Annotated in this window: 13 protein-coding genes; 4 read left to right on the top strand and 9 right to left on the bottom strand. The window is 67.5% G+C overall.

Annotated features, from left to right (window positions below; genetic code table 11):
* The first annotated feature begins 30 nt into the window (after window positions 1-30).
* Entirely contained in the window at window positions 31-963 is a 933-nt protein-coding gene (locus tag HTA01S_RS10120) for a M14 family zinc carboxypeptidase (RefSeq protein ID WP_157572047.1), read from the top strand.
* An 84-nt stretch (window positions 964-1,047) separates the two neighbouring features.
* Here the strand turns inward: HTA01S_RS10120 and HTA01S_RS10115 are convergent, their stop codons facing one another.
* On the bottom strand, window positions 1,048-2,397 hold the full coding sequence (locus HTA01S_RS10115; RefSeq protein WP_068170278.1) for a D-amino acid dehydrogenase: 1,350 nt from the start codon (window positions 2,395-2,397) through the stop codon (window positions 1,048-1,050).
* A gap of 137 nt (window positions 2,398-2,534) precedes the next feature.
* Between HTA01S_RS10115 and HTA01S_RS10110 the strand changes: the two genes are divergently transcribed.
* Both HTA01S_RS10110 and HTA01S_RS10105 read left to right on the top strand, forming a co-directional pair.
* A complete protein-coding gene (locus HTA01S_RS10110) occupies window positions 2,535-3,455 on the top strand; it encodes a LysR family transcriptional regulator ArgP (protein WP_068170275.1) in 921 nt (306 codons plus the stop codon).
* A 112-nt stretch (window positions 3,456-3,567) separates the two neighbouring features.
* Window positions 3,568-4,206: a TetR/AcrR family transcriptional regulator gene (locus HTA01S_RS10105; protein ID WP_068170268.1), complete on the top strand. Its 639-nt coding sequence runs from the start codon at window positions 3,568-3,570 to the stop codon at window positions 4,204-4,206.
* A gap of 210 nt (window positions 4,207-4,416) precedes the next feature.
* Here the strand turns inward: HTA01S_RS10105 and HTA01S_RS10100 are convergent, their stop codons facing one another.
* Genes HTA01S_RS10100 through HTA01S_RS10085 form a run of 4 tightly spaced genes read right to left on the bottom strand, consistent with a single transcriptional unit; the run spans window position 4,417 to window position 7,182 of the window.
* Complete coding sequence (locus HTA01S_RS10100) at window positions 4,417-4,839, bottom strand: universal stress protein (protein WP_068170266.1); 423 nt, start codon at window positions 4,837-4,839, stop codon at window positions 4,417-4,419.
* 13 nt (window positions 4,840-4,852) lie between these two features.
* A complete protein-coding gene (locus tag HTA01S_RS10095; protein WP_068170263.1) occupies window positions 4,853-5,737 on the bottom strand; it encodes a metallophosphoesterase in 885 nt (294 codons plus the stop codon).
* Window positions 5,738-5,791: 54 nt separating this feature from the next.
* Complete coding sequence (locus tag HTA01S_RS10090) at window positions 5,792-6,184, bottom strand: universal stress protein (protein ID WP_068170254.1); 393 nt, start codon at window positions 6,182-6,184, stop codon at window positions 5,792-5,794.
* Window positions 6,185-6,195: 11 nt separating this feature from the next.
* The gene (locus tag HTA01S_RS10085; RefSeq protein ID WP_068170783.1) at window positions 6,196-7,182 is read right to left on the bottom strand and encodes a LysR family transcriptional regulator; all 987 of its coding nucleotides are present in this window, start codon (window positions 7,180-7,182) and stop codon (window positions 6,196-6,198) included.
* Window positions 7,183-7,287: 105 nt separating this feature from the next.
* Here HTA01S_RS10085 and HTA01S_RS10080 point away from each other — a divergent pair, with 105 nt between their 5' ends.
* Window positions 7,288-7,872: a hypothetical protein gene (locus HTA01S_RS10080; RefSeq protein ID WP_068170252.1), complete on the top strand. Its 585-nt coding sequence runs from the start codon at window positions 7,288-7,290 to the stop codon at window positions 7,870-7,872.
* A 131-nt stretch (window positions 7,873-8,003) separates the two neighbouring features.
* Here the strand turns inward: HTA01S_RS10080 and HTA01S_RS10075 are convergent, their stop codons facing one another.
* The 4 genes from HTA01S_RS10075 to HTA01S_RS10065 form a co-directional block, all read right to left on the bottom strand.
* Window positions 8,004-9,881 (bottom strand): phosphoenolpyruvate carboxykinase (GTP), encoded by a 1,878-nt coding sequence (locus tag HTA01S_RS10075; RefSeq protein ID WP_068170250.1) that lies wholly within the window; start codon window positions 9,879-9,881, stop codon window positions 8,004-8,006.
* Between the two features lie 381 nt (window positions 9,882-10,262).
* On the bottom strand, window positions 10,263-10,406 hold the full coding sequence (locus HTA01S_RS25525) for a hypothetical protein (RefSeq protein WP_169804763.1): 144 nt from the start codon (window positions 10,404-10,406) through the stop codon (window positions 10,263-10,265).
* Window positions 10,407-10,504: 98 nt separating this feature from the next.
* Window positions 10,505-10,933, bottom strand: coding sequence for a PaaI family thioesterase (locus HTA01S_RS10070; RefSeq protein WP_068170242.1), 429 nt, complete (start codon window positions 10,931-10,933; stop codon window positions 10,505-10,507).
* A gap of 4 nt (window positions 10,934-10,937) precedes the next feature.
* Entirely contained in the window at window positions 10,938-12,398 is a 1,461-nt protein-coding gene (locus HTA01S_RS10065) for a mechanosensitive ion channel (RefSeq protein ID WP_068170239.1), read from the bottom strand.
* Window positions 12,399-12,402: the final 4 nt, after the last annotated feature.

Raw genomic sequence — 12,402 nt, 5'->3', positions numbered from 1 at the left:
CCAGGCGGGGGCGCTCCCTAGAATGCCCGGATGCGTTTTTCCCTTCAGCCCCGATCGTTGCGCGGCCTGCCCTGCCTGGGCCTGGCCTTGAGCCTGCTGTGGCTGCCGGCCGCCGCCATGGCCTCGACCGTGCGCAGCGGCCCCGGGCACCCACCGGCCGACATCGCCGGCAGCGAGCCCTGCGCCGAATTCGTGGCCCGACTGCCCAACGTCAAGGCGCCGCTGTGCGCGGCCGCCCAGCTCAAGCCCACGGTGGGGCGCTCCTTCAAGGGCCGCACCCTGTACGCACGCGACGTGGTCGCGCCCGATGCGCGCATCCGCGTGCTGGTGATCGGGGCCATGCATGGCGACGAGCTCTCGTCCGCCTCGGTGGCGCTGCACTGGATCCAGCGCGCGCTGGAGACGCCGTCCAACGCCCACTGGCGCTTCATCCCGGCGCTCAACCCCGACGGCCTGATGGTCCGGCCCGCGACCCGCATGAACGCGCGCGGCGTCGATCTGAACCGCAACTTCCCCACGCCGAACTGGGTGCGCGACGCCAAGGTCTACTGGGAAAAGCGCACCCGCAAGGACCCGCGCCGCTGGCCCGGTCCGAGCCCCTTGTCGGAGCCCGAGTCGCGCTTCCTGCACGACGAGATGGAGCGCTTCCAGCCCGACCTGATCGTCAGCATCCACGCGCCCTACGGCGTGCTCGATTTCGATGGCCCGGGCGTGCCCCCGCCCCAGCTGGGGCGGCTGTACCTGGACCAGGTCGGCATCTTCCCCGGCAGCCTGGGTAACTACGGCGGTGTGCACAAAGGCATGCCGGTCGTCACCATCGAGCTGCCCAGCGCGTTCCGCACCCCGCTGGACGCGGAAGTCCGCCAGATGTGGCTCGACCTGCTGCGCTGGATGAGCGAGCGCATCGTGCCAGGAGAACCGGCCGGCAAGGTGGTGCCGGTGAAAGCGAAAAAGACCGGCTGAGAGATCGGGCGTCTTTTGCCAAAAGGAAAAGCCCGCGATGCGGGCTCTTTTGACTGGGCCGCGCCACCGGCCGGAACGGATCTCTCAGGCCTGGCTGGGCAGGCCTGCGGGGGCGCTGGCGGCGGGGATCGGGGCGCTGCGCGGCGCCACGCCGTAGAAGCCGAAGTTCATGGCCGGCACTTCGCCGCTGATGAGCTCGGCCATGGCCTTGCCCGAGCCGGCGCCGTGTGTCCAGCCCAGCGTGCCGTGGCCGGCGTTGACCCAGAGCTTGCCCACCTTGGTGCGGCCGATCAGCGGGATGTTGGTTGGCGTGGCCGGGCGCAGGCCGCACCAGAACTGCGGGTCGCCACCTTCTTCGGGTGTGCGGGTGTCGGCCACGCCGGGGAACACCTGCTCGATGCGCTTGACCAGCATCTGCGCGCGGGTGCGCGCCAGCGGCGTGTCCAGCGAGAGGTCGAAGCCGCCGAGTTCGATGGTGCCGGCCACTCGCAACTGGTCGCCCAGGCGCGAGATGGCGATCTTGAGCTGGTCGTCGAGCAGGCTGACCTGGGACGCCGCTTCCGGCTTGAGCAGTTTCAGCGTGGCGCTGTAGCCCTTGCCGGGGTAGATCGGCACGCGCACACCCACCTGCTGCAGCAGCGCGGTGGAGTAGGAGCCGGCGGCCACCACGAAGGCGTCGGCCTTGAGCTCGCGCGTCTGGCCGGTGGCGCGATCGCGCACGCTCACCGCGTCCACCTCGCCGCCGCGGGACTGGATGCGCAGGATGTCGTGGCCCATCAGGGACTGCATGCCCTTGTCGCGGCACAGCTGGGCGAGCTTCTGGGTGAAGGCCAGGCAGTCGCCGGACTCGTCGCTCTCGGTGTAGGTGCCACCGACGATGTGGTCGGCAAAGCCGCACAGGGCCGGTTCGATGCGCAGCAGCTCGTCTTTGCTCACCACCTTGCGGTTCACGCCGTGGCGGCGCATCAGTTCGGCGGCGCTGCCGGCTTCGTCAAACGACTTCTGGCTGGTGTAGTAGTGGGCGATGCCCTTGGTCAGGCGGTTGTATTGCAGGCCGGTGCTGGCCACCACGTCCTTCAGCGCGGCGTGGCTGTAGCTGCCCAGCGCCACCAGTTGCGCCACGTTGCGTTCAAAGGCGGCGTCGTTGCACTGGCCCAGGAATTGCATGCCCCAGAGCCACTGCGCCGGGTCCAGCTGCGGACGGAATTTGAGCGGGCCTTCGGGGTCGAACAGCCACTTCAGCGCCTTCAGGGGCGCCTCGCGGTTGGCCCAGGGCTCGCAATAGCTCACCGAAATCTGCGCTGCGTTGCCAAAGCTGGTTTCCAGCGCGGCATCGGCCTGGCGATCCACCAGAGTGACTTCGTGGCCCCGCTGCAGCAGATGCCACGCGGTGCTCACACCAATGATGCCTGCACCCAATACAACGACTTGCATGATCCGCTCCAGAAAAAATGGGACAACTGGGCGCGAGTATGGGAAAAACCCCGACGCAAGTGAAGCGTAATTAACCTAAAATTTTTGTCATCAGATTCGCTAATGAAAGCGGGTCGCTCTCCAACACCTTTGCGCGCATGAGCACTTTTGATCCCGACGCCCTGGAATGCCTGGCCGCCATCATTGAAGAAGGGGGGTTCGAGCGCGCCGCGCAGCGCCTGTCCATCACCCAGTCGGCGGTCTCGCAGCGGCTGCGCGCGCTCGAGGCGCAGGTGGGCACGGTGCTGATCGTGCGCAGCCGGCCCCTGAAGCCCACCTCGGCCGGGCAGCTCATGCTCAAGCACGCCAAGATGATGCGGCTGCTGCGCGCCGACCTGGAAAAAGACCTCAAGGAACTCGCACCGAGCTCCACCGGCAACGGGCGCGAGGAAGAGCGCATCTCGGTCGCCATCAACGCCGACAGCATCGCCACCTGGGCGCTGCCCGCGCTGGACGCCCTGGCCCAGGGCGGCCTGCCGATCGAAATCATCACCGACGACCAGGAGTTCACCCACGAGTGGCTGCGCGAGGGCCAGGTGCTGGGCTGCGTCACCTCGCTGGGCCAGGCGCTGCGTGGCTGCAAGATGGAGCCGCTGGGCGCCATGGACTACGTGGCGGTGGCCCGCGCCGACTACGCCGCGAGCCACTGCCCCAAGGGGCTGAACGCGCACAACTTCCACAAGGTGCCGTTCGTGGCCTTCAACCGCAAGGACCACCTGCAGCACGAATTCGTGACCCAGTCCTTCGGCCTGCCGCGCGTCATGCTCAAGCAGCTCTTCGTGCCGTCCAGCGAAGGCCAGGTGCGTGCGGTGCGCGCGGGCTGGGGCGTGAGCGTGGTGCCCGAACTGCAGGTGCGCGAGCTCATCGCCAGCGGTGAGCTGGTCAACCTGGCCCCGCGCCACCGGCTGGGCGTGGCGCTGTACTGGCACTGCTGGAACCTGAGCTCGGACGTGCTGGACGCTCTGAGCAGCGCCCTGCGCCAGGCGGCCACCCACAGCCTGCGGACCGGCAAGATCTGATTCATCAGGTCTCAAAATAGACCCGATCGGCTGCAAAGGTACTTGCTGGTCAGATAATCGACCTCATCGTCGACCCAGGGGCGGAATTCCCGCTCCACCCAGAGGATCTCCCATGGCCAGCGCCGTCCCCACCCCCCGACCCGGCACCCCGCCCAAACGCAGTTTTCGCGAGCAGATGCACATCGCGCGCGAAGACGCCATCGTCTCGGCCGTGAACCGGTTGCTGGCCGAAAAGGGGTTCGACGCCATGACGGTGGACGAGGTGGCGGTCGAGGTCGGCATCGCCAAGGCCAGCCTCTACAAACACTTCCCGAGCAAGGAAGATCTGGCTGCGGCGGCCATGGCGCGCGTGATGGAGCGGGCCCGTGCCTTTCTGGAGGGACTCGATGGTTCGCGTGCGCCGCTGGAACTGTTGCGCGACGCGGCGCGCTGGACCATGGAGGTGCAGCTGGCGGGCGAAATGCCGTCCCTGCCGAGCGAAAACTCCAGTCTGCGCGCGACCCTGACGACCCACAAGGGCTACGTGGATGGGCTGATGGAGGTGAGCGAACGGCTGGGCGCCTGGATCAGCGCGGCCCAGGCCGATGGCAGCCTGAACCCGGCCCTGCCCCCGATCGCGGTGCTCTACACCCTGTATGCCCGCGCCTGCGACCCGGTGCTGGGTTTCCTCAAAGGCGCGGGGCTGTACAGCAACGAGCAGATCATCGAGATGGTGCTGAGCACCTGTTTCGACGGACTGAGGAAGAGGTAACCCCCGCGCCGCCTGCGGCGTCACCCCCCCAAGGGGGGCGGCACTGGCGGCCCGGCAAAGCCGGTTCCGCGGTGCCCTGGGTGAACTCCCCCTCGCCTGTTCCTATGCTCCTCCGGCGCGCCTGCCCTGACCCAGGATGCGGTGGAACCGGCTACGCCGGGCCACTCGCATCGCCCCCTGGGGAGTGACGCGAAGCGGCGCGGGGGCTCCTTATCTGACCAACAGAACCGGCACCTGGCAATGGGCCAGCACCTGGGTGGTGACCGAGCCCATGACGAGGTTGCCCAGGGCGCTGTGACCGTGTGAGCCCATCACCACCATGTCGAACTTGCCGGCGGTGGCGGTCTTGGCGATCAGCTCGCCCGCCGAGCCCACCTTGTGCACCACCTTGGGTTCGATGCCGTGCCGCTGCAGGAACTTGACCACCGGGGCCGTGACCTTGGTGGCCTCGTCCGCGTAGTAGCTGTTGGCGATCTCGGCCCCCACGGCGGCGCGCGCGCGTGGTGGCAGCGCCGCTTGCACGGTGAGCAGGGTGAACTCGTTCTTGGCGCTGAACACCTCGTCGTGGGTGGTCAGGTAGGCCAGCATCTTCTTGGTGTAGAGGCTGCCATCCACCGCGAGCAGGACTTTCATCGGGGTCTCCTTGTCAGTTGGGTTGGATCGAGTGTAGGGTCTTGGCTGGCGGGCCAGCGTAGGTACTTTCCGATTGAGCGGCGCCGGACGACTCGGCGGCCAGGGGTACCTGGATCAGGCCCGCAGGCTGGAAGCCGTCCTGCTCGTTCTTGTGCGCATAGCCCAGGGGATTGGCCACGATGCGGCAGCGCCCCACCTGCAGGTCCAGCGCGTGGTGCAGGTGGCCGTGCAGCCAGAGGTCGGCCAGCGGCAGGAGCTCGTCGAGCGCGTTGCAGAAACCCGCCGTGCCGGGGCTCAGGCCGTAGCGCGGGTCCACGCTGTGCAGCGTGGGCGCAAAGTGCGTCACCGCCACGGTGGGCCCCTGAAACGGCTGGGCCAGGGCCTCACGCAGCCAGCGCTGGCACTCCAGCCCGAGTTCGCGCATGGCGGCAGCGTCGAACAGCTGGCCGTGGCGCTGGCCGGCCATCTTGCCGAGGTAGAAGTTGGCGGCGCGAAACGCTTTGTCGCGCTGCTCTTGGCCCAGCGCGTCGTAGTCGCTCCAGAGCGTGGTGCCGACGAACCGCACACCGTCCAGCACCAGGGTCTCGCGCTCCAGCCAGACCATGCCCAGCCGCTCGCAGGTGCGCCGCAGTTCGCGGTGCGCGTCGTCCACGTCGAGCGCGTCGTATTCGTGGTTACCGGGCAGGAACAGCACCGGCACCGGCCAGCCCGCGTACTGGGGCAGCGGGGAAAAGCGCTGCAGCCCCCAGTCGGGTTCGGCCATCACGCTGCCGTCCCGACGTGTCTGGTACGAACCCACATCGCCCGCAAGCACCAGCAGGTCGGCGCCGGGCGCCGGGGTGGCAACGAAGTCCGGATTGGCTTCGAGGTGCAGGTCGCTCAGCAACTGGATGTTCATGCGCCCATTGTCGGACAGGCGGGCGCGGCAGTGGCCCGGCGGGTGTGGGCGATCTCAGCGCACCACCAGCACCGGCACGTGGGCGCTGGCCAGCACCTCGACCGTGACCGAGCCCAGCATCACGGTTTCCAGGGCGGACAGACCGCGGGAACCCATCACGATCATGTTGGCCTGCATCTCGTTGGCGGCCTGCACCAGTTCCTGCGCCACGGACCCCTGCCGCAACACCCGCCTCGGCCTGAAGCCCTGGGTTCGCAGGAAATGCGCGGGTTCGTCCAGCACGGTGTCGAGGGCGTCCACATCCAGGGGACGGTCGTTGCCAGGCTGGGCATGGAACAGCACGTACTCGTAGCTGGGCCGGAACAGCAGTTCGTTGGACGCGATGTAGGTGAGCATGCGTCGGGTGTACTTGCTGCCGTCCACCGCCAGCAGGAATCTCATGGACATCGGTGCGCCTTTCAGGCTGTGTTCGTGCCTGCGTCCGGATTATCGGCACGGAAACCCAGGATCGACGCCCGCTCCACGGTCTGCCGCAGCCAGCGGTGGGCGCTGCTGTGCGAGGCCTGGCGGTGCCAGAGCGCGTCCACGTGCACCGCCGGCACCGGCAGCGGCAGCTCGCGCAGGGCGAGTTCGTGTTCCATGCCGGTGGCGCCCACGAAATGGCGCGGCAACACGGTCAGCAGGTCGGTGGTGGCCACGACCCGGCCCGCGGTGAAAAACTGGTTGACCGTGAGCACCACGCGCCGCTGGCGCGACAGCCCGGCCAGGGCTTCGTCCACAAAACCGAACGGCCGGCCGGAGAAGCTCACCAGCAGGTGGCGCGCCTGGCAGTAGTCGTCCAGGCTCAGCGGCCCCTGGGACAGCGGGTGGCCCCGGCGCATCACGACCACGTACTCGCCGTCGTACAGGCGCTGGTGCAGAAAACGCGGGCTGCTTTCCTGCAGGTGCAGCGCGCCGAGTTCGGCCAGCACCCCGGGGAAATGGCCGATGGCCAGGTCGGCCGAGCCGGACTCCAGCAGGTCGCGCGGGTCGCGCGTGGTCAGGGGCAGTATGCGCAGGTTCACCCCCGGGGCCTCGTTCTCCAGGATGTCGACCAGCCCGGGCACGAGCTTGGCGGCGGTGGCGTCGGCCATCGCCAGCACGAAGGCGTTGTGTGCGGTGGCCGGGTCGAAGGTGCCCGGGGCGAGTACCTCGCGCAGCTGTTGCAGGGCGTCGCGCACCGTGGGCCACAGGGCCGTGGCCAGCGGCGTGGGCTCCACGCCGTAGCCCGAGCGCCGCACCAGTTCGTCGCCCAGCGTCTCGCGCAGCCGCTTGAGCGCATTGCTCACGGCCGGCTGCGTCATGGCCAGGTTGTGGGCGGCCCGGGTGAGGTTGCGCTCGGTCATCACCTCGTCGAAGACGCGCAGCAGGTTCAGATCCAGGGTGCGGAAGTTCGGCTCATTCATCATGATTGTGAATGTAATGCATCACAAAAATAAATTGGCGCCATATGGGGGTTTACCCTATATTCCCCCTGTCCACAAGACACTTTCCTTTCCAAGGAGTCTTCCATGAGCAGCATTGCAACTTCTTCTTCTGTCTCCCCCCTGGGCCTGCCTTCATCCGGTGCCGGCGCCAACACGGGTACCTACCAGGCCCGCCGCAACTTCGACGGTTCGCGCGGTCTCGCCGCCCTCTTGCTCGCCGCCGCCGTGGCGGCGATGGTGGTGTTGGCTGACCGGCTGATCAGCACCTGGGCCGACGGCCACCTGTTGCTGGCCTGGGTGTTCCTGTGGGTGGTGGTCTTTGCCGGGCTGGCCCTGTTCGCCGGCGCCGCCCGCAACCTGGCGCGCAGCGCCCTGCGCTCGCTCGACGGCTGGTCCCAGGCACTGGCCGAAGCCCGCGCCGAGGCCCGCATGTGGGAAATTGCTCGCCAGGACCCGCGTGTGATGAACGATCTGCTGTGTGCCCGCATGCGCGCCGAAGAGGCCAGCGCCGAGGTGGTGGCCGAGCCCGCCGGTTTCAGCGAAGCCCTGGCGCCACTGGGCATGGAGGCCGAGGCCACGCCTGCCGCCACGCAAGGCGGGGTCTGGGACCGCTTCGTGAGCCGCCTGATCGAGCAGCGCAGCCGCAACATCCATCTGTATTACGTCTGACGCTCCAGCCGGCGAGCCGCCGGCCCGGGCATCGACCGCAACAAAAAAGCCACCGGGTTCCGGTGGCTTTTTTGTTGGCCCGTGGCATGCGTCCCCCCTTGGGGGGACGCGAAGCGCTGCGGGGGAGCCGATCAGGCGAGCGAAGCCAGGCGCTTTTGCAGTTCCACCTTGGTGTCCACCAGCGCCTGGGGCAGGTGGTAGGCCAACTGCTCGAAGTGCGCGTCGTGCAGCTTGAGCTCTTCCACCCAGGCGGCCTTGTCGATGCTGGTCACGGTCTTGAACTGTTCGGCGCTGAAATCCAGGCCGGTCCAGTTCAGTTCGGCGTAGTTCGGGGCAATGCCGAACATGGTGTCCGTCCCCTGGGCCTGGCCTTCGAGGCGGTCGATCATCCACTTGAGCACGCGCATGTTGTCGCCATAACCCGGCCAGACGAACTTGCCTTCGGCGTTCTTGCGGAACCAGTTCACGCAGAAGATCTTGGGCAGCGTGTGGCCCGATTCCTCCAGCTTGTGCTCCATGTCGAGCCAGTGCTGAAAGTAGTCGCTCATGTTGTAGCCGCAGAAGGGCAGCATGGCGAACGGGTCGCGGCGCACCACGCCTTGGGCACCGAAGGCGGCGGCGGTGGTTTCGGAACCCATGGTGGCGGCCATGTACACACCTTCCATCCAGGTGCGGGCCTCGGTCACCAGCGGCACGGTGGTGGAGCGGCGCCCGCCGAAGATGAAGGCGTCGATCGCCACGCCGTTGGCGTCGTCCCACTGCGGGTCGAGTGCCGGGTTGTTGGTGGCGGCCACGGTGAAGCGCGAGTTGGGGTGCGCGGCCTTGGCGCCGGTTTCCTTGGCAATGGCGGGCGTCCAGTCCTTGCCCTGCCAGTCGATCAGGTGATCGGGCAGCGTGCCGGTGTCCTTCTCCATGCCTTCCCACCACACGTCACCATCGTCGGTCAGCGCCACGTTGGTGAAGATCACGTCCTTGTCCAGCGAGCGCATGCAGTTCGGGTTGGTGTGCATGTTGGTGCCGGGCGCCACGCCGAAGTAGCCCGCTTCGGGGTTGATGGCGTACATCTTGCCGTCGGCGTGGGGCTTGATCCAGGCGATGTCGTCGCCGATGGTGGTGACCTTCCAGCCCGCGAAACCAGCCTCGGGCGGCACCAGCATGGAGAAGTTGGTCTTGCCGCAGGCGCTGGGGAAAGCGGCGGCGACGTGGTACTTCTTGCCTTGCGGATTCGTCACGCCCAGGATCAGCATGTGCTCGGCCAGCCAGCCCTGGTCGCGACCCATGTTGGAGGCGATGCGCAGGGCCAGGCACTTCTTGCCCAGCAGGGCGTTGCCGCCGTAGCCCGAGCCATACGACCAGATCTCACGCGTCTCGGGGTAGTGGACGATGTACTTGACGGTGGGGTTGCAGGGCCAACTGGTGGTGTCCTTCTGGCCCTCGGCCAGCGGGGCGCCCACGGTGTGCATGCAGGGCACGAACTCGCCGTCGGTGCCGAGCACGTCGTACACGGCCTTGCCCATGCGGGTCATGAGCTTCTGGTTCACCACCACGTAGGGGCTGTCGGTCAGCTCCACGCCGATGTGGGCGATGTGCGAACCCAGGGGGCCCATGCTGAACGGCACCACGTACATGGTGCGACCCTTCATGCAGCCGTCAAACAGCGGCTGCAGCGTCTGGCGCATCTCGGCCGGGGCCATCCAGTTGTTGGTCGGGCCCGCGTCTTCCTTCTTTTCGGAGCAGATGTAGGTGCGGTCTTCCACGCGCGCCACGTCCGAGGGGTCGGAGCAGGCCAGGAAGCTGTTGGGGCGCTTGGCGGGGTTGAGTTTCTTGAAGGTACCGGCGTCCACCAGTTGCTGGCACAGGCGCTGGTATTCGGCTTCGCTGCCGTCGCACCAGTAGATGGCATCGGGTTTGCACAGGGCGGCCATGTCGGCCACCCAGGCGACCAGCCGGGCGTTCTTGACGTAGGCGGGCTGGTTGAGGTTGAGGCCCTGCATCGCGGGAGAGTTCATGGGAATGGCTCCAGAAGTTTGTCAATCGGCGGGCACAAGAGACGGCAACAGCCGCGGGCCACAGCGAAGTAGGCGGGCGGCTGTAGAAGGTCTCTGGTGCGAGAAGGGCGGTCGGCGCTCGGGGCTGCGTGCGGATTGCGGGTGCAGCGCGAAGGGCAAAAAGGGGGTCTGTGGACCCAGTGTTTGTTCCGCGTGTCGGCCTGTGCCTCAATTTTATGAAAGCACCCGGTCAGTTACCGGCAAGTTACATGCAAAACCTGCATAACCTGATGCATGGATTGATGTGCCGTGGCGGCACATCTGGGGCCGGATCTGTGCCGTGCGGGCAAGAAAAAGGCCGAAGGCCCGGGGGGCGTTCGGCCTGATGGGCTGGCCAGGGGCTCAGGCCATGAAGACGGCAATGAAAGCCAGCAGGAAGATCAGCACCGCGCCGGCCACGGGCAGCACGAGCGGCATCAGGGGAACGATGGACTCGACCACATCCTGCGGCTGGTCGGTGGGGCTGGCGTGATCGGTGTGCGACATGGAATCTCCGGAAGGTTTGATCTAAATCAAGGCCGATTTTATAGGCAGATGCCGCCGAGGGGCGGCGTTCAGCCCGTCCTCAGGGTTGATCCGGGGGCCTACAGCAGGGCATAGGTGGTGCTGGCGCGGCACACGCTGCGGCCATCGGTGGCGCCGCAGATGTCGATTTCACCGAACACCAGGCTCTTGCCCGCGCGGACCACGCGCGCCGTGACCCGCGCGTCCTGCCCCGACAGGGGCTTGAGAAAGCTGGTGTTTTGCTGCACCGTGGTCATGGGGCGCTGTGGGCCCAGTTGCGTGACGATGGCCAGCACCATGGCGGTGTCGGCGGCCGACATCATGGCCTGCCCGCACAACATGCCGCCCACGCGGCTGAGCTGTTCGTTCTGCGGCAGGCGAAGCGTCACCTCGCCGTCGGCGAAGGACTCGACCCGCAGGCCCAGCGCCTGGACCCAGGGCGCGAACCAGTCGGACAGGAGCTGTTGCAGGGCATCGGTGGTGAGCGCGGGAGTGTCGGGTTCGGTCATGCCCTCATTCTCCACGCCGGAAGCGGGCCAGCCAGTGCTCCATCAGCTTGCCGGCGGCCTCGCGCCCGCCCAGGCCGAAGGAGAGCGCCACCGCGACCGCCACCGCGCCGAGCGTGAGGCCAAAGGCCAGGTTCACGATGTCGTCGGCGATGCCCATGGCGCGCAGCCCCATGGCGATCACCAGCGCCAGGATGGCGAAGCGGCCGACGCGGGCCAGGCCCTTGGTGTCGGGGCCGCTGGCGCGGTCGATCGCGTCGTGGGCCAGATTGGCCAGCCAGAAGCCGATGACCAGCACGGCCGAGCCCAGCAGCACGTCGCCGCCGAAACGGATGAAGGTGGACACGATGTCGCTGACCTGCACGAAGCCGAGCTGCGCGGCCGCCTCGACGGTGGCGAACAGCATAGCGAAAAACAGCGCGACACGGCCCACGGCGGTGGAGGCGCTGGTGTTCACGAAGGCGTGCGCCAGGCCGACGCGCGCGGGCAGGGTGTCAAAGCCCAGCGTGGCCAGCAGGCTGGCGAGCAGCTTGCTGGCGAAGGACGCCACCAGCCAGGTGACGACCAGGATCAGGCCGGCCGCGATGATGTGGGGCACCGCGTCCATGATCAGCCCCAGCATGTTGGTGGCGGGCCGGGAGATGGCCTCGATCTTGAGGGCGTCCAGCGCCGCGATCAGCGAGGGCAGGAACACCGCCACAAACACCAGCAGACCGATCACGCTGGAGAGCCGCACGGTGTCGGCCAGCCCGGCCCGGCCGCCCAGCTTGTCCACCCCGGCGGTGCGTGAGAGGTTGGTGGTGAGGTTGCGCAGCACCGTGGCCAGGATCCAGCCCACGCCACCAATGACAAAGGCGGCCACCGCGTTGGGCAGCATGTCCAGCGTCTTGGTCACCATGGCGCGCAACGGGTCGAGCAGGCCGTCCATCTGCAGCGCGCCCAGGATGGCGGGCACGAACAGCAGGATCACCAGCCAGAACAGCGCACCCGCCAGGCTCTCGCTCATGGGCGACATGTCGGCGTGTTCGGACAGTGATTCGTCCAGCGAGGTCTTGTCGAGCAGCTTCTGCGTCACGGCGCGCACCACGCTCGCCACCAGCCAGCCCACCAGGGCCAGCACCAGGCCACCGAGCACGCGCGGCGCGTATTCGAAGAGCTGGGTGGTGAAGGCCGAGAAGGGGCCGGAGACGATCGCGAGGTTCAGCGAATTGAACACCGCCACCAGCGTGAGCAGGATCACGATCCAGAACAGACCCAGCGCGACCGCGCCTTCGATGTCCACGCCGGTGCCGGTGAGCTTGCCGAAGCGGTGGTTCACACCGACGAAGCCCAGGCTCTTGCGCACCGCCGCGCGCACCACCACTGCGATCAGCCAGCCCAGAATGAAGATGGCCAGCGCACCCAGCAATTGAGGGATGTGCGTCCCGAGCGCGCTTTGCAGCGAATCCCACAAGGCATTCATGTTCATGCAG

The organism is Hydrogenophaga taeniospiralis CCUG 15921, assembly GCF_001592305.1.
GTDB lineage: Bacteria > Pseudomonadota > Gammaproteobacteria > Burkholderiales > Burkholderiaceae_C > Hydrogenophaga > Hydrogenophaga taeniospiralis.
Note: the sequence above shows the minus strand (reverse complement) of the source record. Positions and strands in the feature narration are given on the sequence as shown.